We start from the raw sequence: 21,894 nt of genomic DNA, 5'->3' as shown, positions 1-21,894 counted from the left end.
GCCACGGTGTCCGCTCTCGGAATCGAACCGAATACATCCGAACCTATTCGGTCCTGCGGACCGTCCCCGGAATCAACACGTGACACGCGATCCCGGACCGACGCCGCCCTCCGACCGTATCGTCAGCCTCGACGCCCTCAGAGGACTCGCGCTCCTCGGTATCCTGCTTATCAACATCTGGGTGTTCTCGATGCCCGAACAGACGCTGCTGAATCCGACCCTGTACGGCGACTTCACGGGGGCCAACTACTGGGCGTGGGCGTTCGGTCACGTCTTCGCACAGAACAAATTCATCACGCTGTTCTCGGCGCTGTTCGGCGCGGGAATCCTCCTGTTCATCGAGAGCAAAGAACGAAAGGGACAACCGGCGGTGCGGCTTCATTACCGGCGGACGGGGATTCTCATCGCGATCGGCTTGCTCCACGCGTATCTTCTGTGGTACGGCGACATCCTCGTGGCGTACGGACTGTCCGGGGTAGTCCTCGTCGCGTTCAGAAACCTCGACGCGCGACGGCTCGCCGGGATCGGTGTGGCGTTCCTATCTTTTATACCTATCTTGGAGCTACTCGCCGCGGTCACGCTGGGCGGCGAGGCGATCGCGGGCCAGTGGGCTCCCGCAGAGGCCGCGATCCAGCAGCAAGTTGCGACGTATCAAGGCGGGTGGCTCGGCCAGTTCGACCACCGAGTCCCCTCCTCGTTCGAGCGGCAGACGACCGGATTCATCGGAGCGAGCTTCTGGCAGGTCGGCGGGACGATGCTCCTCGGCATGGCGCTGTATCGCTGGGGCGTGTTAACGGGCGAACGATCGACGAGGATATATAAACTCCTCGTCGCGCTCGGCGTCGTCGGCCTCGCGATCACCGTCGCCGGCGTCCTCTACATCGAGGCCAACGACTGGAGCGCCGACGCCGCGCTGTACTGGCGGCAGTTCATCTACGTCGGCAGCTTTCCCCTCGCCGGCGGCTACCTCGGGCTCGTGATGTTGTACGCCCGCTGGCGTCCGAACGGTCCGATAACCCGAGGGCTCGCCGCGGTCGGCCGAACCGCGTTCACTAACTACCTGCTCCAGACGGTGATCGCGACGTCGATCTTCTACGGACACGGACTGGGGCTGTTCGGCTCCGTCTCGCGGGTCGAACAGTACGGGATCGTCCTCGTCATCTGGGCGGTTCAAGTGGTGCTGTCGGTGCTGTGGCTCCGGTACTTCCGGTTCGGTCCGGTCGAGTGGATCTGGCGAACGCTCACGTACGGGGAGCGGCAGCCGCTGCGGACCGGATAACGGCGTGCGACGGCGGTTCTGGCGCGTTCGCGCCGTCCGGGAATATAAATAGCCGACACGTGACGAGGGACCTGTATGTGTTCGCGCCCGACGGTCGGACTCATCGCGTATCCGGTACCCGACGAAGCCTGGGCGAGGGAAGTCGCCGAGACCGCCGAGGGCGACCTCGTTCTCGTCGTCAGCGATCCGCCGGAGAGCTTCGACGCACCGTACGCCGATTCCGTGCTCCGAACGAAGGACAGACTGGGATTCGGCCGCTCGCGCCGCCTCTCGATGGTCCTCGCCGGCGAACTCGGCGATACGTGCGTCGTCGCCGACGGAGACGGACAGTACGTCGCCTCCGAGATCCGACGGATTCAACGCCGGCTTCGCGAGTCGGACGCGGACGTGATCATCCCGCAGAGAACGTCTCGAACGGTCCGCGTGAAACTGGAGGACGAGTGGGTTTCCAGAGCGGGATTCGAGCGGCTCGAAACGCTCTGTGCCGGACGGGCGGCCGGGGTCGACGTCGATCCGTCCTTCGACTGTCAGCCGGGCGGGTTCGGGTTCGACCGGCGCGCGCTCCCGGAGATCCTCCCCGAATCCGACTGGCTCGCCGACTGGGAGATCACCGTTCGGGTGCTGGCGTCGTACGACTACGAGACGCTCGACGTCGACGTCAACGACGAAGCGCAGGCGGAGACGACGTTCACGTGGGCCGACCAGCTGTCGAAACTGCGGCGTCTCGAGGAGCGTCTGGAGACGTCCGTCGAGTCGGTGTTCGACGCGCATCTGGGGGCGTTCGACGACGGCCAGCGAGCGCTGATTCGAACCGCGCTCACACAGTTGGAGGGGGACGAGTGACCGACGTCGACCGCCGGAGCCTGCGGGAGCGGCTCAGATCGACGATCGACGACGCGTTCCGGCCCGCCGAGGCGGAGATACTCGCCCGCGCCGCCGTCGACTACCCCTACTGCCGGGTCGACAGGCTCCCGGAGACCCTGATTCACGACCTCGACCGACTCGACGAGGGGTACACCGTCGAGGAGATCCGTCGGATCCTCACCGATCTCGACGCCGAATCGAACCTGTTCTCGCCGCGCGACGAGGACGGGCCGAACGGGCTCGCGAACCGGGTCGAACTGGGAGACGACGTCGGGTTCATCGACCGCCTGGAGCGACGCGCTCTCGGCGGGCGGGCGGGCCGGAACGACGGGCCGAACGACGGTGACCCGAGTGCGGTTTTCGACGACCTCCGTGCCTTTCACGACAGTTACCTCGAACGACGAGTCAACCGCCGGGTCGAGACGATTCCGATAGCGAGCCACCACCGATCGACGGAGAGCTTCAAGCGAGACCTCGACGTCGGCTCCTACGAACACGCCGACGAGCTGTGCGTCCCGGCGTTTTCGTTCGAGACCATGCCCCCGTTCGTCCGGGAAAACATCGAACGGTGGATCGAAAACGGTCTCACGGTCAACGTGCTCCTGTTCGGCGAGGAGGTCGGATCGGCACAGGAGTCGGGGCGCGTCAAAGAGCAAATACGCGACGGGAGACGGAAGCTGCAGTCGATCCACGCCAGGACGGCGTCGTCACCGGGGGAACTGAACTATCGGTTCGTCACGGAATCGGACCACACGCACTTCAGAGGTCTACTCGTTCGGTCGAGCGACCCCGACGAGTGTACGTACCGGTTGTTCGTCTTGGACGACGGCCGAGAACGCGGCGTCAACTCGACGGTGCTTCGCGGCAAAGACGAGACGACGGTGTACCAGATCCTCGACGACTACTTCGAACGGGCGTGGCGGGCGGCCCGACCACCGGGGTGGCGCGGGACGGTGAAGGAGAACAGGTCGGCGATCGGGCTCGGGATCGCCGTCGCGACCTTCGCCGTCGCGACATACGGATGGGTCACTCAGACCGTCCCCGGCCGTGTCGCCGAGCCGGGTATCGCCGTGACCGTCGCGGTCATGCTAAGGATGTTCGAACAGAAGTACCTCAACCTGTTCTTCTGACCACCGGCTCGCGGGTGCCACCGCGTCGGGTACCGTCGGCTTATCGACTCGGTTCCACGACCCGATTCGACAGCGTCCCGACGCCCTCATACGTGATCTCGACGCGCTCGCCGGGCTCGACGAGTCCGGGGTTCGCCGGGCTCCCGAACGCGACGCAGTCGCCCGGTTCGAAGGTAAAGCGCTCGGAGAGGTACGAGACGATCTCGTGGGGTCCGAACAGCATCAGCTCGGTGTTCGCGTTCTGACGCTGCTCCCCGCCCACGGTCGTCGAGATGTCGAGGTTCGTCGGGTCCGCGTCGGTCTCGATCCACGGGCCGAGCGGCGCGGAGCTGTCGAACGCCTTCCGCGCGGTTCGGCCCTGCTGGTCGAGCGCGTCGACGTCGTTCATGACCGTGTACCCGCGGACGACGTCGGGGACGTTCTCGACGGCGACGTCCCGACACCGCTCGTCGATCACCGCGACGAGCTCTCCGGCGTAGGTCAGCTCGTCGGTCCACGCGGGGTAGCGAATCGACTCCTCGTGCGCGAGCAAGCTCGCCGGGGGTTTGATGAAGAAATCGGGTTCCTCCGGGCGCTCGTACTCCATCTGATCGAGCGTCTCGGCGTAGTTCCGACCGACGCAGTAGAGCGCGCTCGGATCGCAGGGCGGGAGGAGTCGGCCGTCTCGACCGACCTCGTACCGGCCGTCGTCCGCGACAATCGTTCCGTCCTCGTAGCGTCCCGATACGGGGCCGTCGGGCGTGAGCAGCCGTGCGAGTCGCATGCCGCCACGTCCACGCGGGCGATTGAAAAGGCGTCGGTCGTGGGCGTTACTTCGTATCGTTGACGATCGGGGTCTCAACCCCGTCGTCGCTCCCGTCGTCGGTCTCTCCAACGTCCGTCTCTCCAGTGGACTCTCCAACGTCCGTCTCCACAGTGGACTCTCCAACGTCCGTCTCTCCAGTGGACTCTCCACCTTCGGACTCTCCACCTTCGGGCTCTCCAGTCCCGATCACGACCGCCGATCGGATCTCGAGGGCGGTCTCGAACTCCTCGCGCCGCGTCTCGCCCGATCCCGCACGCTCAGCCGTCGTCTCGTGTGCGCGGGTAACCGCGTCGCGCTCGCGGCCGGAGAACCCGAGACGGTCGGCGATACCGTCCCAGTGGTCGGACTCGACGAGGAACGTCTCGCGGTCCGGCTCGACCGCGATCCGCTCGTACCGACGGCGATACTCCTCGATTCGCGGGCCGAGGTCCGCCTGTACCTGCGCGAGGAGAGCGGGGAGGCGCTCGGCCGGGACGCTCGCGAGCGCCGCGGTCTTCACGAGCGCGGTCCCGCGGATCGGATACGGACCAGGTGGCAGAGAGACGCCCTCCTCCGTGTCGCCGTCGCGCCCGGACATCAGCCGCCGGCGCGCATCGCCTTCTGCCGGTACTTCGGGAGCAGGCCGTCCAGAACGTCGGGGTCGCCGACGAACTCCGCTGTCACCTCGGTGAGACGTATCGAAGCCGCGGCCGTCACCTTCTCGGCGCTGAGCGCGACGCGCCAGCCGTCGCCGTCGACGCGAGTCGCCTCCGCGGGGTCGTCCGTCCCGACGAGCTCCCCACCGAGATTGACGAGGTAGTGGGCGGCGAGTCGCCGCGATATGCCGCGGTACGCGACCGTCTTATGTACCCATCCGTCTTCCGTCGGCGGGAGGGTCTCCGCGTCGGAATTCGGGTTCGACTCAGTCATGACCCGCCCGCTACCGGCGGGAACACCGAGAGGCGGTCGCCGTCGCCGAGCGGGGTTTCGAGCCCATCGAGGTGGAGCACCTCGCGACCGTTCTTCAACACGTTGATCTGCGGGGCGAGATCGCCGTCGACGATCAGGCGACCGGACATCCCCTCGTACTCGTCTTCCAGCTCCCGTAACACGTCGCCGACGCTCGATCCGTCGGCAAACTCCGCCTCGACGATCTTCCCGCCGGCGGCCTCGCGAAACGTCGCGAAGAACCGCAGCTCCAGTTCCATACGCGTCCATCGCACCGGGGCGGCTTAAAAACGGGCGACACCGGAGAGCGGCGAACCGGCGTCGAACAGACGGTCCCCAGCTACAGATCGGACAGTCGGATCCCGTCCTCAACCAGTCGGAAGTTGCGCTCGCGGTCCAGTTCGTCGCCGAGCCACTCGTGTTCGTAGAGCTGACCGATCAGCTCCACGTAGAGGTTTCGCCACGCGATCGCGTAAATCGGCGACTGTCCCCACGCGCGCAGTTCGGGGACGAACTCGTGGTAGGTGCTCGCCTGCGTCTCCATACGCTCGACCGCGTCGGCGACCACCTCGGCGGCCGCTCCGGGCTCTGCTCCCTCGATCTCCGCGTTCAGCCGCGACTGGATCCCGGCGATCGCCCGCCGCATGTCGTGTTCGGCGGTTCCGTCCTCCTCGGGCAGCGACTCGACGACTCCCTTCGGTACACCGAGCTCGATCTCTGGCATGACGAGAGGTCGGGCGGCGACGGTCAAAAAACCCGCTTCCTCGACTATCTCCCGCGCGGTCGTCTCGTCCGGAGCGGACTGCCCGGGAGCGGAGGGACACTCACGCCGCGAGCCACTGACCGGTCGCGTTTCCGACGCGGTCCCGCATCACCGACGGGTCCGTCGAGACCGGTGTGTCACCGCGTTGTGGGCCGTACGCCCCGAATCCCGCGTGATTGACCCCGTCGAGTTCGACGATGCGAGCGTCGGCGGGCAGATTCGCGCGACTCTCGCGCTCGCGCTCCGAGTCGATCACGCCGTCGGCCGCGCCGAGCACGGTGAGCGCTCGGAGGTCCGTCTCCGAGATATCGCGGTCACAGTACGAGGCGTGGAGCACGAGCGCATCCACCTCGTCGGCGTTTTCAGCCGCGTACCGACACGCCATGGCCCCGCCGAGCGAGTGGCCGCCGACGGCCCACGACTCGACTTTCGGAACCGCGTCGCGGGCGTCGTCCGCGCGGTCCGGGGCGAGCACCGCGAGGTTCAGCGGCATCTCGACGACGACCACGGCGACGTCTCGGTCGGAAACGATCGCGGCGGCCGTCGGAACGTAGCTCTCCGGGTTCACGCGCGCGCCGGGGTAGTACGCGAGCCCCACGGTCTCCTCGGTCACCGGCCCGCTCCGGACGACCGTCCGGTCGTCGAACCGCTCGACGGTGACGTCGGGGTCGTCCTCGACCGCGGCGAGCGCGGCGGCGTCCGGCCCCGCGCCGACCGCGAAGTACGCCGCGGTGCCGCCGGTGATCAGGACGACCGTGAGCAGCACCGCGACGGCGGCGATCACCCACAGAGGGACGCGACGAGGCGTTGGAGATGCGGAGAAGGACGTTCGGGATTCCGAGAGATGGGTCCGGAAATCGGAGAACGGCGTCCGAGATGCGGAGATCGAGTCACCGTCTGACACGATCGGCCACATCAGTTCAGGGCGTCGGCGCGGCCTTCTGGAGCGCCGTCTCCGCGACGTTGCCGCCGTAGTCTGCTGATCGGAGGACGGAATCGACGACGAGTCCGAGAAGCTGCGCGCGTGCCGGTTCGAGATCGCGGAGGAGTTCGTCGATCGCGCGGACCCGCTCGTCGATCGCTCGCACGCCGGTTCGCGCCTCGTTCGCGAGCCGGGTCGCCTCCTCGCTGTCGTCGGCGAACAGCGCGTCCATCGCCGTGTCGATCACCTCGACCGCGTCGGTGTGGAGGTCTCTGACGGCCTCGATCACCTCGTCGGGAAGCGGGTCCTCGATGTTGAGCGTCAGGTGCGCGATCTTCGTCGCGTGGTCGCCGATCCGCTCCAGCTGTCGGGCGCTGGAGTGGTAATCGAAACACGCCTCACGCGGCAGGCCGAGTTCTTCGGCCGCCTTCGGCGTTCGAAGGGTCGCCCGAAAGATCCGAGAGACGACCATCCAGAGGCGATCGAGGTCGTCGTCTCGACCGATGACGTCGCGCGCGAGGTCGTGGTTGTGCTCGGAAAGCGCCGTGATCGCGTCCGACAGCATCGACAGCGAAATTAACCGCATCCGGGTGACCGCGTTGTGGATCGATAGCTCCGACGAGTCGAGTAGGTCCTGGATGACCACTCGATCTCGGGTCTCCTCTAACACCTCCAGTCCCACGAGACTCTGAACCGCCTCGCGGATCGTCGACCGCTGGTCGGTGGTGATCTCCGTTCCTTCGAGTTCGATGACGTCGAAGCCGCTGACGTACATCGTCGTCACCGCGCGCGTGAGCGCCTGTCCGGTCAGGCCGGTCACGTCGAGGCTGCCGCGCGTCCGTTCCTCGTCGGAGCGCGGCGTGAGGAACAGCGAATCGCCGTCCGGATAGAACTCGACTTCCGTGCCCGCCGAGACGTCGTTCTCCGTCGCCCACGCCTTCGGAATCGAAACCGTGTACGTCGAGCCGCCGGTGACCTGCACCTTCCTCGTTTCCATATACGGAGTCACGCCGTGTTGTACATTAACCTTTCTCAAACTATATAGCTAACTACAGACTCAAGAGTGTGTACCGAGCAGTCGATGGCCGCAGTATTATGGGTCTCAGAAGACTTGCGTCTCATCGTCAGATAAATTCTATATATCTATATAGGCATATGTACTAATTATAGTAGCGTATTTAGGTATCAGTATCTCTCATACGGACGATGGAACGAGACGCCCCCGGTGAGAGCCGGTCGGGACTCGGTCGTCGTGCGTATCTGACCGCCGCGAGTGGGGTCGTTGCTGGTCTCTCGGGCTGTCTCGTCCGCGGTGAGGAGGGCGAGCGCGGGCTCGAAGGCCGAATCGTTATCGACGGCAGCAACACGCTGCTCCCCCATAGCGCGGCAATTGCCGAAGAGTTCCAATGGCGAAACAATCGCGTTCGGATCCCGGTTCGCGGGTCGGGGACCGGTGCGGGGTTCCAACGTTTCTGTTCGGGGAACACCGACGTCCAGAACGCGAGCCGCGAAATCCTCGACGACGAGGTCATTCTCTGTGGCGAGAACGACGTCGATTTCGTGGAACTAGCCGCTGCGCTCGACGGACTCGCGATCTGGGTTCACCCGGAGAATCACTGGTGTGACACGCTCACCGTCGACGAGCTCAACCGACTGTGGCGCTCCGGATCCGACGTGGAGACGTGGGGCGACCTCCGCGAGGAATGGGCGGACGAGTCGTGGGGAGACGAAGAGATCGACCTGTACGGTCGCGACTCCGCCTCCGGGACGTTCGATTACTTCACCGCAGCCATAAACGGCGAGTACGGGAACATCCGTTCGGACTACTCGGCGAGCTCCGATACGAACGTCATCGTTCGCGGCGTCCGCGGGAACCGGCACGCCATCGGCTTCGGCGGGGCGGGCTACTACTACGAGAACGAGGACGACCTGAAACTCGTCGCGGTCGACGACGGCAACGGCGGCGTGATCCCCACCCGGGAGACGATCGAAAGCGGTGAGTACACGCCGCTGTCGCGACCGATGTTCGTCTACTTCGACCTCAGTCAGCTGCATCGGCCTGAGTTCCGCGCGTTCGCCGAGTTCTACTTCGAACCCGTGGACGAAGACGTCGACGAATTCAGCGACGAGTCGGTGATCGACCCCGGCGAGGAACTCGCCTGGACGCAGTGGGCGGCCCGGAAGGTCGGCTACTACGCCATCCCCGACGCGACCGTCGAGGAGAGCCGAGAGCGCCTCGCCGAGGCGGTGGAGGAACACGCATGACCGATTCGACTGGACCGAGGAACGACTCCTCCGGACCGACGAGCGACTATCCCGCACCGGCGGACCTGACGCGCGCCGGGTCGAACATCCCCGGGCGAAAGAACCTCGCCGTCCGCAGCGTCTTCTTCGTCTGTGCGCTGTTGACCGTGCTCACCACGTTCGGCATCATCGTCGTTCTCGTCGACGGTGCGCTCGGATTCTTCCGCGAAGAGACGCTGTTCGGACTGCTTTCCGGCGTGATCGGCGGACTGTTCTCCGGCGGCCTCGGTGAAGCGTGGACGGCGCTACGCGCAGGGCTCGCCCAACAGGTGGGCGTCGCCGAGTTCCTCTTCGGGACCGAGTGGTCGCCGATCATCCGCCCGCGCTCGTACGGGATCATCCCGTTGGTGTGGGGAACGATGCTCATCGTCGTCGGCTCCGCGCTGGTCGCGCTGCCGGTCGGCACGGCGACGGCGATATACCTCTCCGAGTACGCCGACCGCCGCGTTCGGAAGGTAGTCAAGCCGACGCTGGAGGTCCTCGCCGGGATCCCGACGATCGTCTACGGCTTCTTCGCACTCTCCTTTATCACCCCGCTCCTGCAGCGGTTCTTCCCGCAGACGGGGACGTTTAACATCGCCGCCGGGGCGATCGTCGTTGGCATCATGATCATCCCGATGGTGTCGTCGCTGTCGGAGGACGCGATGTCCGCGGTGCCCGACGAACTGCGTAACGCGGCGTACGGACTCGGTGCGACGAAGTTCGAGGTCTCGACGGGCGTCGTCGTCCCCGCGTCGCTGTCCGGGATCATGGCGTCGTACATTCTCGCGATCTCGCGAGCGATCGGCGAGACGATGGCGGTGACGCTCGCGGTCGGGATGCAGCCGAACGTGACGCTGAACCCGCTCGAACCCGCACAGACGATGACGGCGTACATGGTTCAGATCGGTATCAGCGACGTGTCGATCGGCTCTATCGGCTATCAGAGCCTGTTCGCGGTGGGACTACTGCTGTTCGTGATGACGCTCGCAATGAACCTGTTGAGCCTGTGGGTCAAAGGCCGGTATCAGGAGGCGTACCAATGACAGACAGACGGCGTGCGGCCGGCGAAGATCGGACGGGCGAAGATCGGACGGGCGAAGATCGGACGGGCGAAGATCGGGACGTCGAAACCGACGGCGGCCGAACGGCCGATCCGTTCGCGGCGGTCGGCGGCAACATCGAGCGCAAACAGCGGATCGGGCGGGCGTTCGTCGCCCTCTGCGCGGCCTCGACGATGGTCGGGATCGTGGCACTGATCGTTCTGCTCGGCGACGTGATCTCCAGCGCGTGGGGATGGGTCACCCTCGACTTCCTCACGTACCCGCCGTCCCGATTCGTCGAGAACTACTACCCCGACGGCCGCGGCGCGGGGATCTATCCGGCGCTCGTCGGCTCGATACTCCTCATCGCGTTAACCGCCGTGTTCACCATGGTGATCGGCGTCGGCGCGGCGATCTACCTGGAGGAGTACGCTACTGAGAGCCGGCTCAAGAGCTTCATCGAGGCGAACATCTCCAACCTCGCCGGCGTTCCCTCGATCGTGTACGGGTTGCTCGGCCTCGCGGTGTTCGTCCGCTTCGTGGGTCTCGGCGAGAGCCTGATCGCTGGCTCGCTCACGCTGACGCTGCTCATTCTTCCCATCGTCATCGTCTCCTCACAAGAGGCGTTACGCAGCGTTCCGGACACGCAGCGACAGGCCGCGTACGGCGTCGGCGCGACCGATTGGGAGGTCGTGCGCGACGTGGTGCTCCCGGCGGCGCTCCCGGGGATCATGACGGGGACGATCCTCTCGCTATCGCGAGCGATCGGCGAGACCGCGCCGCTCATCATGGTCGGCGCGGCGACGTCGATGTTTCGTGCGCCGATCGAGGACGTTTCCGGGGTTCCCGTTCCCGATCTATTCGGGCCGTTCGCGGCGATGCCGATGCAGATCTTCGACTGGGCGCGGCTCCCCGAAGGAGACTTTCAACACGTCGCGGCGGCCGGAATCGTCGTGTTGCTCTCGATCCTCCTCCTGATGAACGCGACCGCGATCGTGATCCGAAACAAGTACGAGACCAGATAACCCATGAGCGACAGTTTCACAGCGACCGACGAGACGAACGGGGACAGCACCGACAACGCCGATAGCGCCGACGGCACGGCTGAGGCCAGTGCCGCGGATCGCAGTCGTGCTCGGGCGGAGGCGGTCGACGACCTCACTCCGTCGATCCAAGAGATCCCGGAGCGCGACACCGTGATCGAGGCGAAGGATCTGACCGTCCACTACAACGACGACCAGGCCTTACAGCCGGTCAACGTTCGCCTCCCGGAACAGGAAGTGACGGCGATCATCGGTCCGTCGGGCTGCGGGAAGTCGACGTTCCTCCGGTGTATCAACCGGATGAACGACATGGTCGACGCCGCTCGGATCGGCGGCGAACTTCGATTCCGCGGCAAGAACGTGTACGACGACGACGTCGACCCCGTCGCGCTGCGCCGGAAGATCGGAATGGTGTTCCAGAAGCCGAACCCGTTCCCGAAGTCGATCTACGACAACGTCGCGTACGGGCTCGACATTCAGGGCTACGACGGCGACGTCGACGCCCGCGTGGAAGAGTCGCTCAAGGACGCCGCGCTCTGGGACGAAGTGAAGGGGCAGCTCGACTCCTCGGGACTCGACCTATCGGGCGGCCAGCAACAGCGGCTCTGTATCGCCCGAGCGATCGCACCCGATCCGGAGGTCATCTTGATGGACGAGCCGGCCTCCGCGCTCGACCCGGTGGCGACCGCGAAGGTGGAGGACCTGATCGACGACCTCGCCGAGGAGTACACGGTGATAATCGTCACGCACAACATGCAGCAAGCGGCTCGTATCTCCGATAAGACGGCCGTTTTCCTCACCGGCGGGCGGCTCGTCGAGTTCGGCGAGACCAACCGGATCTTCGAGAACCCGGACAACCAGCGGGTCGAGGACTACATCACGGGCAAGTTCGGATAACCCGGCGGTCTGTCGTCGATTCTGTCCTCGACTCGACCGGAGTCTGCTTGACTCGGCCCCGACCCTGTCCTTGTTGATGCCTCCCACGGAGCAGGGAGTTAAGAAGAGTTAAATTGGGTGCAGCATAACTCGTGAATGCGCTCGGTTGGTGTAGTCCGGCCAATCATGTTGGCCTTTCGGCAGACGCGGCGCATCGGCGCGCCCGTTTGGAAGACAGCCGACGACCAGGGTTCAAATCCCTGACCGAGCACTTCTCTCAACGCGGCACCACTCGCGAAGAGTAGCTTCTCCGAAGAGCGTCCTGATCCCCGTCCGGAAGGGGAAGAATCACCACGCTCGGTGACGAGTATCGGGTATGAGCGATCCATCTGGTGACGCCGACGCCGACGCCGCGGGCACCGAGGACTCCCGCCGGTTCGAGACCCGTGCCGTCCACGCCGGACAAGAACCCGACCCGGAAACCGGCGCGCTGATGACGCCGATCCACGCGAACTCCACGTACGAACAGGACGCGCCCGGCGAGCACCGCGGCTACGAGTACAGCCGGACCGGGAACCCGACCCGGAGCGACCTCGAAGCCAACCTCGCCTCGCTGGAGTCGGGGAGTCACGCCCGGTGCTTCTCTTCCGGGATGGGGGCGATCAACACCGTGCTCAACCTGCTTTCGGCGGGGGATCACGTGGTCGCCGGTAACGACGTGTACGGCGGGACCCACCGCATCCTCACGCAGGTGTACGACGAGTACGACGTCGAGACGACGTTCGTCGACACGACCGACCACGACGCGGTCAGGGACGCGATCGAACCGAACACCGAACTGCTGTGGGTCGAGACGCCCACGAACCCCCTGATGAACGTCAACGACATCGGCGCGCTCGCCGAGATCGCGCACGACAGCGACGCGCTGTGTGCGGTCGACAACACGTTCGCGACGCCGTACCTCCAGCGCCCGCTCGAACACGGCGCGGACATCGTCTGCCAGTCGCTCACGAAGTACCTCGGCGGTCACTCCGACACGATCGGCGGCGCGCTCATCGTCGACGACGCCGACCTCGACGAGCGGCTCGGGTTCTATCAGAACTCGGTCGGCGCGACCCCCGGGCCGTTCGACGCGTTCCTCGTCCTGCGCGGGACCAAGACGCTCCCCGTTCGGATGGACCGGCACTGCGAGAACGCCATGCAGCTCGCCGAGTGGCTGGAACGCCACGACGACGTGAGCCGGGTGTACTACCCCGGACTGGAGAGCCACCCCGACCACGAGCTGGCGACGGAGCAGATGGACGCGTTCGGCGGCATGCTCTCGTTCGAGTTCGACGGCACGCTCGATCAGGCGTCGACCGTCGTGAGCGAGACCGACGTGTTCACGCTGGCGGAGTCGCTCGGGGGCGTCGAGAGCCTCATCGAGCAGCCCGCGGCGATGACTCACGCCGCGATCCCCCGCGAGGAGCGGCTCGCCGCCGGTCTCACTGACGGGTTGATCCGAGTCTCCGTCGGAATCGAGCACGTCGACGACATGAAAGCGGATCTCCAGCAGGCGTTCGACGCGGCCTCGACGTAGCGACGGGCTGTACCTCGGGGACCGTCCCTCAGCGTCCCCCACGAACCCGGCACCGCTCGCCGGACGGGTACCCTTTTTATGTGTTCGGGCGAGTCACCCGACATGACCGACGCAGACATCGTTGTACTCAGACAGACGATCCACGGCTCGGGCGCTCGCGAACTGGCCGCCGCGATTCGCGAGCGGCTCCCCGGCACGACTGTCGCGCTCGCCCGCACGCCGACCGAGGAGCGCGACCTCCTCGAAACCGCACGGATCGCGGTCGGGCTCGATATCGACGAGGAGCTGCTGGCGACCGCCGAGAACCTCGAACTGTTCGCGTGCGTGTTCGCCGGGACGGGTCACCTGCCGCGTGACGCGCTCGCGGATCACGGTGTCGCCGTGACGAACGCCTCGGGCGTCCACGAGCCGAACATCTCCGAGCACGTGATCGGCTCGATGATCACCCACGCCCGCCAGTGGACGCGGGCGCGCCGCCAACAGGCGGATCGGGAGTGGCGCGCGTACGAGACGACGGAGCTGTACGGCTCCACGGTCGCCGTGGTCGGCCTCGGTGCCATCGGCGAGGCGATCGTCGACCGACTGGAGCCGTTCGACGTCGACACCGTCGGCGTGCGATACTCCCCAAAAAAAGGCGGACCGACCGACGAGGTGTACGGCTTCGACGAGTTCCACGAGGCGGTCTGGGACGCCGAGTACGTCGTGCTCGCGTGTCCGCTTACCGACGCGACCCGCAAGCTCGTCGACGCCGACGCGCTCCGGACGATGCGTCCGGACGCGGTCCTCGTCAACATCGCTCGCGGGAAGGTCGTCGACACCGACGCGCTGGTTTCCGCGCTCCGGAACAACCGCATCCGCGGCGCGGCGCTGGACGTCACCGACCCCGAGCCGCTCCCGGAAGATCACCCGCTGTGGGGGCTCGGCAACGTGACCATCACCCCGCACAACGCGGGCCACACACCGGAGTACTACGACCGCGTCGCGGACATCCTCTCGGAGAACGTGGATCGGTTGGAGACCGGCGAGTCGCTGAGAAACCGAGTTTCCTAACGCGGTGAGATTCTGAAAAACCGCGTCGGCCGACGCGGCGAATCGATTCGAGCCTCGTTCTAGTGTGTTCGCTTTCGATCGACGTTCGGTTTGCGGCCGCCGCTGGTACGCAGAAACACGGTCTGTACGATGAATGTGTTGGTTAGTAACACAATTATCAATTAGTGGCTGTCTGATTCAAAAATATGAGTCACTGGGCGCTTTTAAATAACCTCTGGGAATACTGCTGGCAACTCGACCGACACACCAGAAACGCTCTCCGGATGCGTCCGACTGCCTTCCTTGACTACTCGAACCTGGCACCCGAAGAGCGGGAACTGGCCGAGAGAATCGCGACCGACGGCGGTCGTCATCGAGGAGAGCAGGTATCCGGGGCTAGCGGGGGCGGAAGCGGCGGCGACGGCGGCGGGTCGGCGTTCGACGTCGGCGACTCGTACGGCCCTCGGCAGAAGATCAGTCTGGTTCTGGGACCGTTGCTGTTCGCGGCGATTCTGCTTGCTCCCAGTCCAGAGGGGCTATCTGTCGGCGGACAAGGTGTCGCCGCGACCACGGCGTGGGTAGCGGTCTGGTGGATCGGCGAGGCGGTTCCGATCCCGGCGACGTCGCTGTTACCGATCGTGTTGTTCCCGCTCACTCGGGCACTCGACGTGACCGCTGCCGCCGCGCCGTACGCCAACGATCTGATCTTCCTGTTCATGGGCGGGTTCTTCATCGCAATGGCGATGCAGCGGTGGGAGCTCCATCGGCGCGTCGCGCTCCGGACGATCCGCGCGATCGGTGCCGGGCCGGAACGCATCATCCTCGGATTCATGGTCGCGACGGCGTTCCTCTCGATGTGGGTGTCGAACACCGCGACGGCGATGATGATGACGCCTATCGGTCTCGCCGTGATTCTTCAGACGAGCGATATCATCGAACGGACCGGCGAGAATATTCCGACTGCACAGGGCGAATTTAACTTTGGCACCGCGCTGATGCTCTGTATCGGCTATTCGGCGAGCGTGGGCGGCATCGGGACGATTATCGGGACGCCACCAAACCTCGTCTTGGTCGGGGCGATCGACGAGACGTTCGATCAGTCCGTCTCGTTCGCTCAGTGGATGCTCTACGGCGTTCCGATCTCCGTTCTCGGCGTCGCGATCATCTGGGTGTACGTTACCAAGTTTATCGTCCCACCGCAGATGGACAGCTTACCGGGGGGGATGGAAGTCATCGACGAGGAGATAGCCGCGCTCGGATCGATGACGCGCGAGGAGACACTCGTGCTCGTGGTTTTCGCCGCGACCGCACTCGGTTGGCTCTCACGCTCGTTCCTCCTCCAGCCCGTCATCCCCGGAATCACCGACAGCATGATCGCCGTCGCCGGCGCGCTGGTACTCTTTTTAGTGCCCGCCCGCGAGGCCGACGGGAGCTTCACGTTCCTGCTCGACTGGGAGACTGCAGTTCGGATTCCGTGGGGGATCATCCTCCTGTTCGGTGGCGGGCTCTCGATCGCCGCCGGGTTCCAAGAGACCGGCCTCGCCGCGTGGATCGGGGGCTTCCTCGGCGTTCTCGAGGCGGTCTCGCTCTTGGTTATCGTTACCGTTGTCGTCCTGTTGACGATCGTTATGACCGAAGTCACGTCGAACACCGCCACAACCGCGATGTTGATGCCGATTCTGGCTGGACTCGCGATCGGAATCGGGATTCACCCGTACGGGATTATGATCGGCGCGGCGACCGCTGCGTCATTTGCCTTTATGTTACCCGTTGCGACGCCGCCTAATGCCGTCGTCTTCGGTACGGGGTACATCACGATGCCCCAGATGGCGAAAGTCGGGTTCGGACTAAATATCGTCGGGGCACTACTCGTGGTGCTCCTCACCGTGACGTGGCTCCCGCTGGCGTGGGGCATCGACCTCACTGAGGTTCCCCCGTGGGCGGAGGTGCTCGCTCCGGGTTGATCGCGACCGGAACCCACCGCGTCAGCCGCTGCGAGTTTCGACGGGGCTCACGTGACGTACCCGACCAGCGGGATCGCCCGTTTCGGGCTGTTGACCTCGGAGACCTGCGTGGCGACGATGACGACGCCGACCGCCGCCAGCGACGCGGCGAGCGCGAACGGGACGACGAACCCCCACGCCACGAGGAATCCGGACAAGAGCGGGCCGGCTGCGACACCGAAGCCGAACGCCATCGTGAGGACGGACAGCGTCGACCCGGACTCCCCCTCGGACGCCAGGTCGCCCGCGAGCGCCAGCGCCGGGGCGAACACCATCGCACCGGCGACGCCTTGGAGGAATCGCGCGGAGAACATGACCCACGAGTCGGAGATCAGCCCGAACGCGAGCGAGTAGTCCGGCACGAGTCCCTGCGCGAGCGTCGTCGGAACGAGTAACACGGTCCCGACGAGGATGAACGCCTTCCGACCGTAGAAGTCGGTTGCACGACCGATCGGCGCCTGTAAGAATATCTGTGCGAGGACGAAGGCGGCGAACTGGAGGCCGAACATGTCCGCGCCCTGGTTCAATTCGGTGTTGACGATGTCACCGAGCGTCGCGAACACGGCGATGCCGACGGCCATGAAAAAGGAGACGACGCCGAGCGCGAAAACGGGGTCGAGCAGCTGCTCGCCGGTCGGATCGCGAACCGCGAGCGACTCGAGGAAGGACTCGTCGCTCTCCGAGGGCTCGATATCCGGATCGCGAATGAGGGTGAGAACGAGGAGGAACGCGAGCACCGCCGTCGACGCGGCGAAGTAGAACGCCGCGTCGAACCCCGTGAGTCGCACCGTTTCCGCGCCGAGCGAGAACGAGAAGGGTCCGGCCGCGACGACGCCACCGGCCGCGATCGGTCCGACGCCGAACCCGACCAGCCGGAACGTGTTGTACGTCCCCATGTTGCCGCCGCGGTTCTCGTCGGTCGCGAGGTCGTTGACCAGCGCGACGGTCGTCGGGATGATGAACGCACCGGCGACGCCCTGGAGAACTCGGAGCCCGATCAGGTGCCAGTAGGTCGAGGCGAACACGTATCCGACGCCGGCGACCGCGATGAGCGTCAGCCCGAACAGGACGAACACCTTCCGCTTCCCCGTTCGGTCGGAGAGCCGCCCGGTGAACGGCTGGAGCGGGCTGTTAACGAAGCCGAAAATCGAGAGGACGACACCCGTGATGAACACTTCCGTGAGGCCGAACGTCCCGCCGGTCACGAACTCCGACGCGATGAACAGCGGCAGAACGACGACGAGAAACGAGTTTCCGACGGATTCGGACATGCGGGCGAGCGCGAGCGCCAACACCTGCGGGTTCACGCCGAGCGCGTCTCTCACCGACATATCACGTGAGGAGAGGTGGACATTTGGAGGTTGTTTGCGTGCGAGGAAATTCCCCGCGAATCGTGAATACGTTTGTGCTATCGGCGACCCGCGTGCGGTACCGGCGCTGTCCCTTTATTCGTCCGTGGCCGACGATCGTTCTCCTCGTCCGTTGTCGGTCGACGACCCCCAGTCGCGCCGTACCGGTGTCTCGCTCGCGTTGACGTTCGCTAGCAGCCACGCCGCGGCATCGCCGAGGGTATCGTCGTCCGTCGCGGTCACTTTCAGCCGGTTGTGGTCGGCCTCGCGGTCGGGATAACAGCCGACGGCGACGTCGAACCGCTCCATCGACTCCGCCAGCGCCGGGACGATGTTCGACTCGGGCTCGACCGTGTAGAGGAACCGCGAGCGGCGGTCCCCGTTGAACTCGTCGGCGACGGAGTCGAACATGGCCCGCAGCTCGTCGGGGATCCCCGGCATGACGTAGACGCCACTTAGGACGCACCCGGGGGCGAGCCCGGCCTCGTTCAGAAGGGCGCGGCTGCCTTCGGGAACGGCGGCCTCCGCCGCAACGTCGACGGCTATCTCGCGGTCGGGGATCCGCTCGCGGATCGCTTCCAGCCGTCGCTCGACAGCCTCGCGGGTGAGGTCCGTCGCGGTCAGTTCGCGGTCGAAGGCGTCGGCAACCGCCTCCATCGTCACGTCGTCCGGTGTTCCGCCGATTCCGCCCGTCACGATCACGGCGTCGAAGGCGTCGGCGTAGGCGCGGACCCGTTCGGCGATGACCTCGCGGTCGTCCGGCACTGAAAGGATCCGTTCCACCGCGACACCGCGGTCGCTCAGCTCGCCCGCGAGCCAGTTCGCGTTCGTGTTCACCGTGTCCCCCGAGAGCAACTCGTCGCCGACCGTGATCAGCGCGACCTTCATCGTCTTCCGTCCTTGGTCCCGGCGACGGATGTGCGTTTCCCGTCTCGGCGAAATCTGACCGGAATTATCATTATTAACGGCCTGTTTGATCTCTGGGTGACGAACGACACTACGCGTCGTGCGGTCCTCGCTGCGGCGCTCGCGGGCGGAACGATCGGGCTCGCGCGTTCCGCGGTCGCCGACCTGCTCGACTCCTTCGCGCCGCTGTCGGGCGACGCGTGGGAGGCAGCCGATCGCTCGCTCCCAGAGCGCGTGACGAGTCCGCACGGGGACGCGAGCGTCCACGTCGACGACGACGGCGTCCCCCATGTCACGGCAGACGACGAGGCCGCGGCGTACTTCGCCGTCGGCTACGTGCAGGCGTTCGACCGGCTCTTCGCGATGGACCTCCAGCGTCGAGTGATGCGCGGGCAGCTGTCGGCGGTCATCGGCGACGCGACGCTCGAAAGCGACGAGTTCAACGTCGCCATGGGGTTCGCCGAGGCGGCCGAAGTCACGTGGGACCTCGTCGGCGAGACCGCCGCCGGGCCGCCGGTCGAGGCGTACGCCGACGGCGTCAACGCGGTAATGGCCGACGAACCGCTTCCCCTCGAGTTCGAACTCATCGGCTACGAGCCCGCGCCGTGGACGCCGACAGATTCGATGCTGATGGAGAAACAGATCTCGTGGACGCTGACCGGGAGCTTCGCCGAGCTTCGGCGCGCGGTCGTCGCGGACCGTCTCGGTGAGGACCGAGCCGTCGACCTCTTTCCACGTCGGCTCGAGCACGACAGCCCGATCCTCGACGGCGAGGAGCGGCGTCTCGGGAACGAGCGTCGGGCGCGTCGCGGAAGCGAGCACCGGGCGCGACTCGGAGAACCGGTCGACGCCGACTTGACCGCGTGGCTCTCCGGATTCGAGTCACCGACGGGCGTCGGGTCGAACAGCTGGGTCGTCTCCGGCGCGCACACGGCGAGCGGCTCGCCGATCCTCGCGTACGACCCGCATCTCTCGCTGATGGCACCCCCGCTCTGGTACGAACAGCACGTGGAGACGCCCGAGCGGTCGGTTCGCGGGGCGACGTTCCCGGGCGTCCCGTTCGTCATCGCGGGCGCTACCGACCGGGCGACGTGGTCGTTCACCAACGCGGGCGCCGACGTCCTCGATTGCTACCGCTACGAGACCGACGAGGCGGGCGAGCGCTACCGGTACGACGACGAGTGGCGTGAGTTCGAGACCGAGACGCACACGATCGCCGTCGCAGGCGGCGAGGACCGCATGCTGGAGGTCAAACGGACCGTCCACGGCCCCCTCATCGAACGCGAGGGGCGGCGAGTCGGCGTCGCGTGGACGGGCCACACCGCGACGCGGACCACCCTCGCGATCGACGAACTCGGCCGAAGCGACGGGTTCGACGACGCCCTCGCGGCGACGCGCAAGTTCGATCTACCGACACAGAACCTCGTGTACGCCGACGCCGACGGCCGGACGATGTACTACGCGACCGGGAAGCTCCCCGTCAGACGGATCGACGGCGAGGTCGTCGACGGCGATCGAATCTTCGACGGCTCCGCCGGGGAGGGCGAGTGGGCCGGGTTCGAGCCGTTCGGTCGCTCCGCGTGGGACGACTCCAGCCGATCGGACGGCCGCGACTCCTCAGACGACCGCGACTCCCCTGACGGATCCGACGCCCGCGTGGGGTTCGTTCCCTTCGAGGAGAAGCCGCACGCGATCGATCCGGCCGTGCTCTCGACGGCCAACCAGCGAGTGATAGACGATCCGCTCCACTACGTCGGGGTGGCATATGCGACCCCGTACCGCGGTGCACGGATCGCCGATCGGCTCGACGCCGCGGTCGACTCGGGGACGCCGACCGACCCCGAGTTCCACCGGGAACTCCAGCGCGACGTTCGCGACGGTCGGGCCGTACAGCTCGTCCCCGACCTGCTCGCGGCGGTCGACGCTCGGGTCACGGACGGGTCTGGGAGTAACGACGACCGCGAGGACACCGGCCGCGGGGACGACCGCGAGGTCGACCGCGCCGAACGCCTGGGGGACGCGGCCGCCGCGCTCGACGACTGGGACTATCAGATGGCTCGGGACTCCCGTGGCGCCCTCGTCTTCGCCCGGTGGATGGACCGCTTTCGACGCCGCGTCTTCGAGTCCGCGTTCGACGCGGCTGCCCTCGACGAGACCTACTACCCCAACGATTGGGTGCTGGCGACGCTCCCGGACGACGACCCCCTGTTCGAGGGCGATCGGGACGGCGTCATGATCGACGCTCTCGCGGCGGCGCTCGCGGAGATCGACGACGAGGGTTGGGAGACGTACGGCGAGTGGAACTCGACGCGCGCGATCGACCACCCGGTCGGCGGCGAGGCCCCGTTTCTGAACTACGAGACGCTTCCCGCCGACGGCTCCCCGGCAACGGTGATGAACTACCGGGTGGACTCCGCCGTCGGATCGAGCTGGCGGATGGTGGTCCGGCCCGGCGTGGACGCCACCGCGGTGCTACCGGGCGGCAACTCCGGCGACTACTTCTCGCCGCACTACGACGACCAGCTCCGTCGGTGGCTCGACAACGATCAGAAGTCGATGTCGCTCGACGTCGATGGCGACGAGACCGTCGGATTTCGGGGTGAGTCGTCGTGAGCGACGTCGATCCTGTCGCCGACGCCGATGCCGCCCCCGACTCTGACGCCGATGTCGCCCCCGATTCTGACGCCGATGTCGCCCCCGATTCTGACGCCGATGTCGCCCCCGACACCGCGGAGCCGCCCGAGTCGACGCTGACGCGCCTCCGCACGGACACCCGGACCCACCTCGCCGCCGTCTCAGTCGCCGCGCTCGCCGGACTGCTGTTGGCGTCGTTCCACTGGATCGGACTGATCGCGGCCGGTTCGGCGATCGCTCTGACAGCGCCTTCGCTCCGGCGCGGAGTCGGCTACGCGGCGGGCGTCGGCGTCTTCGCACTGGCCGCCTTCGCCCTGTCGCTCGGATCGGTAGCCGCGCTCGTCCCAGCGATGCGGCCGATCGTCTACGTCGCTCTCGCGAGCGCGCTCGGGCTTCCGCTCCTCGGGTCGCTGGCGCGCGGCGTGGTCTAAGCGAGAGGTGATGCCGTATGAAATCGGC

Annotated in this window: 20 protein-coding genes, 1 tRNA gene and 1 pseudogene; 13 read left to right on the top strand and 9 right to left on the bottom strand. The window is 66.2% G+C overall.

The window, feature by feature from the left end; all coding sequences use genetic code 11:
- Window positions 1-79: 79 nt before the first annotated feature.
- The 3 genes from ACNSN4_RS15910 to ACNSN4_RS15900 all read left to right on the top strand — a co-directional run bounded on the left by ACNSN4_RS15910 (window position 80) and on the right by ACNSN4_RS15900 (window position 3,273).
- Window positions 80-1,279 carry a DUF418 domain-containing protein gene (locus ACNSN4_RS15910; protein ID WP_418286818.1) on the top strand — a complete coding sequence of 400 codons (1,200 nt, stop codon included), beginning with the start codon at window positions 80-82 and terminating at the stop codon, window positions 1,277-1,279.
- Window positions 1,280-1,354: 75 nt separating this feature from the next.
- Complete coding sequence (locus ACNSN4_RS15905) at window positions 1,355-2,122, top strand: hypothetical protein (protein WP_418286817.1); 768 nt, start codon at window positions 1,355-1,357, stop codon at window positions 2,120-2,122.
- A complete protein-coding gene (locus ACNSN4_RS15900; protein ID WP_418286816.1) occupies window positions 2,119-3,273 on the top strand; it encodes a hypothetical protein in 1,155 nt (384 codons plus the stop codon). Before ACNSN4_RS15905 ends, ACNSN4_RS15900 begins: the two co-directional genes overlap by 4 nt.
- Window positions 3,274-3,313: 40 nt before the next feature.
- Here ACNSN4_RS15900 and ACNSN4_RS15895 read toward each other — a convergent pair whose 3' ends face one another.
- The 7 genes and pseudogenes from ACNSN4_RS15895 to ACNSN4_RS15865 all read right to left on the bottom strand — a co-directional run bounded on the left by ACNSN4_RS15895 (window position 3,314) and on the right by ACNSN4_RS15865 (window position 7,687).
- Window positions 3,314-4,036 (bottom strand): fumarylacetoacetate hydrolase family protein, encoded by a 723-nt coding sequence (locus ACNSN4_RS15895; protein ID WP_418286815.1) that lies wholly within the window; start codon window positions 4,034-4,036, stop codon window positions 3,314-3,316.
- Between the two features lie 172 nt (window positions 4,037-4,208).
- Window positions 4,209-4,655 (bottom strand): annotated as a pseudogene (locus ACNSN4_RS15890) (DUF8048 family protein); the annotation flags it as partial.
- The gene (locus ACNSN4_RS15885) at window positions 4,655-4,987 is read right to left on the bottom strand and encodes a MoaD-like domain-containing protein (protein WP_418286814.1); all 333 of its coding nucleotides are present in this window, start codon (window positions 4,985-4,987) and stop codon (window positions 4,655-4,657) included. The pseudogene ACNSN4_RS15890 and the gene ACNSN4_RS15885, both read right to left, overlap by 1 nt.
- Window positions 4,984-5,265, bottom strand: a complete 282-nt coding sequence (locus ACNSN4_RS15880) for a ubiquitin-like small modifier protein 1 (protein ID WP_418286813.1) — start codon at window positions 5,263-5,265, stop codon at window positions 4,984-4,986. The genes ACNSN4_RS15885 and ACNSN4_RS15880 overlap by 4 nt, the downstream gene beginning before the upstream one ends.
- An 80-nt stretch (window positions 5,266-5,345) precedes the next feature.
- On the bottom strand, window positions 5,346-5,729 hold the full coding sequence (locus ACNSN4_RS15875; protein ID WP_418286812.1) for a DUF7971 family protein: 384 nt from the start codon (window positions 5,727-5,729) through the stop codon (window positions 5,346-5,348).
- 100 nt (window positions 5,730-5,829) lie between these two features.
- Entirely contained in the window at window positions 5,830-6,552 is a 723-nt protein-coding gene (locus tag ACNSN4_RS15870; RefSeq protein WP_418286811.1) for an alpha/beta fold hydrolase, read from the bottom strand.
- Window positions 6,553-6,688: 136 nt separating this feature from the next.
- Window positions 6,689-7,687 (bottom strand): PhoU domain-containing protein, encoded by a 999-nt coding sequence (locus ACNSN4_RS15865; protein WP_418286810.1) that lies wholly within the window; start codon window positions 7,685-7,687, stop codon window positions 6,689-6,691.
- Between the two features lie 209 nt (window positions 7,688-7,896).
- Here ACNSN4_RS15865 and ACNSN4_RS15860 point away from each other — a divergent pair, with 209 nt between their 5' ends.
- The 8 genes from ACNSN4_RS15860 (at window position 7,897) to ACNSN4_RS15825 (ending at window position 16,507) form a co-directional block, all read left to right on the top strand.
- Entirely contained in the window at window positions 7,897-8,955 is a 1,059-nt protein-coding gene (locus ACNSN4_RS15860) for a PstS family phosphate ABC transporter substrate-binding protein (protein WP_418286809.1), read from the top strand.
- The gene (pstC, locus tag ACNSN4_RS15855) at window positions 8,952-10,019 is read left to right on the top strand and encodes a phosphate ABC transporter permease subunit PstC (protein ID WP_418286808.1); all 1,068 of its coding nucleotides are present in this window, start codon (window positions 8,952-8,954) and stop codon (window positions 10,017-10,019) included. Before ACNSN4_RS15860 ends, pstC begins: the two co-directional genes overlap by 4 nt.
- A complete protein-coding gene (pstA, locus tag ACNSN4_RS15850) occupies window positions 10,016-11,041 on the top strand; it encodes a phosphate ABC transporter permease PstA (protein ID WP_418286807.1) in 1,026 nt (341 codons plus the stop codon). The genes pstC and pstA overlap by 4 nt, the downstream gene beginning before the upstream one ends.
- 3 nt (window positions 11,042-11,044) lie before the next feature.
- Complete coding sequence (gene pstB / locus ACNSN4_RS15845) at window positions 11,045-11,956, top strand: phosphate ABC transporter ATP-binding protein PstB (protein WP_418286806.1); 912 nt, start codon at window positions 11,045-11,047, stop codon at window positions 11,954-11,956.
- A 139-nt stretch (window positions 11,957-12,095) separates the two neighbouring features.
- Window positions 12,096-12,206, top strand: a tRNA-Glu gene (locus tag ACNSN4_RS15840).
- 105 nt (window positions 12,207-12,311) lie between these two features.
- On the top strand, window positions 12,312-13,514 hold the full coding sequence (locus ACNSN4_RS15835) for a cystathionine gamma-synthase (RefSeq protein WP_418286805.1): 1,203 nt from the start codon (window positions 12,312-12,314) through the stop codon (window positions 13,512-13,514).
- 102 nt (window positions 13,515-13,616) lie between these two features.
- Entirely contained in the window at window positions 13,617-14,564 is a 948-nt protein-coding gene (locus ACNSN4_RS15830) for a D-2-hydroxyacid dehydrogenase (RefSeq protein ID WP_418286804.1), read from the top strand.
- 185 nt (window positions 14,565-14,749) lie between these two features.
- Window positions 14,750-16,507 carry an SLC13 family permease gene (locus ACNSN4_RS15825; protein WP_418286803.1) on the top strand — a complete coding sequence of 586 codons (1,758 nt, stop codon included), beginning with the start codon at window positions 14,750-14,752 and terminating at the stop codon, window positions 16,505-16,507.
- A 47-nt stretch (window positions 16,508-16,554) separates the two neighbouring features.
- Here the strand turns inward: ACNSN4_RS15825 and ACNSN4_RS15820 are convergent, their stop codons facing one another.
- The gene (locus ACNSN4_RS15820) at window positions 16,555-17,877 is read right to left on the bottom strand and encodes an MFS transporter (RefSeq protein ID WP_418286802.1); all 1,323 of its coding nucleotides are present in this window, start codon (window positions 17,875-17,877) and stop codon (window positions 16,555-16,557) included.
- A 114-nt stretch (window positions 17,878-17,991) separates the two neighbouring features.
- A complete protein-coding gene (locus ACNSN4_RS15815; protein WP_418286801.1) occupies window positions 17,992-18,783 on the bottom strand; it encodes a competence/damage-inducible protein A in 792 nt (263 codons plus the stop codon).
- 96 nt (window positions 18,784-18,879) lie between these two features.
- Here ACNSN4_RS15815 and ACNSN4_RS15810 point away from each other — a divergent pair, with 96 nt between their 5' ends.
- Together ACNSN4_RS15810 and ACNSN4_RS15805 are read left to right on the top strand one after the other, a co-directional pair.
- Window positions 18,880-21,414: a penicillin acylase family protein gene (locus tag ACNSN4_RS15810; protein WP_418286800.1), complete on the top strand. Its 2,535-nt coding sequence runs from the start codon at window positions 18,880-18,882 to the stop codon at window positions 21,412-21,414.
- On the top strand, window positions 21,411-21,866 hold the full coding sequence (locus ACNSN4_RS15805; protein ID WP_418286799.1) for a hypothetical protein: 456 nt from the start codon (window positions 21,411-21,413) through the stop codon (window positions 21,864-21,866). Before ACNSN4_RS15810 ends, ACNSN4_RS15805 begins: the two co-directional genes overlap by 4 nt.
- Window positions 21,867-21,894: the final 28 nt, after the last annotated feature.

The organism is Halorubrum marinum, assembly GCF_048381195.1.
In the GTDB taxonomy this organism is placed as follows: domain Archaea; phylum Halobacteriota; class Halobacteria; order Halobacteriales; family Haloferacaceae; genus Halorubrum.
This window is presented reverse-complemented; position numbering and strand designations above follow the sequence as displayed.

Bases quoted from the DNA above. Each gene is read 5' to 3' on its own strand.
- ACNSN4_RS15835 (WP_418286805.1), top strand. From the start codon at position 12,312: ATGAGCGATCCATCTGGTGACGCCGACGCCGACGCCGCGGGCACCGAG.
- ACNSN4_RS15825 (WP_418286803.1), top strand. From the start codon at position 14,750: ATGAGTCACTGGGCGCTTTTAAATAACCTCTGGGAATACTGCTGGCAA.
- pstB (WP_418286806.1), top strand. From the start codon at position 11,045: ATGAGCGACAGTTTCACAGCGACCGACGAGACGAACGGGGACAGCACC.
- ACNSN4_RS15865 (WP_418286810.1), bottom strand. From the start codon at position 7,687: ATGGAAACGAGGAAGGTGCAGGTCACCGGCGGCTCGACGTACACGGTT.
- ACNSN4_RS15860 (WP_418286809.1), top strand. From the start codon at position 7,897: ATGGAACGAGACGCCCCCGGTGAGAGCCGGTCGGGACTCGGTCGTCGT.
- ACNSN4_RS15820 (WP_418286802.1), bottom strand. From the start codon at position 17,877: ATGTCGGTGAGAGACGCGCTCGGCGTGAACCCGCAGGTGTTGGCGCTC.
- pstC (WP_418286808.1), top strand. From the start codon at position 8,952: ATGACCGATTCGACTGGACCGAGGAACGACTCCTCCGGACCGACGAGC.
- ACNSN4_RS15880 (WP_418286813.1), bottom strand. From the start codon at position 5,265: ATGGAACTGGAGCTGCGGTTCTTCGCGACGTTTCGCGAGGCCGCCGGC.
- ACNSN4_RS15815 (WP_418286801.1), bottom strand. From the start codon at position 18,783: ATGAAGGTCGCGCTGATCACGGTCGGCGACGAGTTGCTCTCGGGGGAC.
- ACNSN4_RS15885 (WP_418286814.1), bottom strand. From the start codon at position 4,987: ATGACTGAGTCGAACCCGAATTCCGACGCGGAGACCCTCCCGCCGACG.
- pstA (WP_418286807.1), top strand. From the start codon at position 10,016: ATGACAGACAGACGGCGTGCGGCCGGCGAAGATCGGACGGGCGAAGAT.
- ACNSN4_RS15895 (WP_418286815.1), bottom strand. From the start codon at position 4,036: ATGCGACTCGCACGGCTGCTCACGCCCGACGGCCCCGTATCGGGACGC.
- ACNSN4_RS15905 (WP_418286817.1), top strand. From the start codon at position 1,355: ATGTGTTCGCGCCCGACGGTCGGACTCATCGCGTATCCGGTACCCGAC.
- ACNSN4_RS15875 (WP_418286812.1), bottom strand. From the start codon at position 5,729: ATGCCAGAGATCGAGCTCGGTGTACCGAAGGGAGTCGTCGAGTCGCTG.
- ACNSN4_RS15830 (WP_418286804.1), top strand. From the start codon at position 13,617: ATGACCGACGCAGACATCGTTGTACTCAGACAGACGATCCACGGCTCG.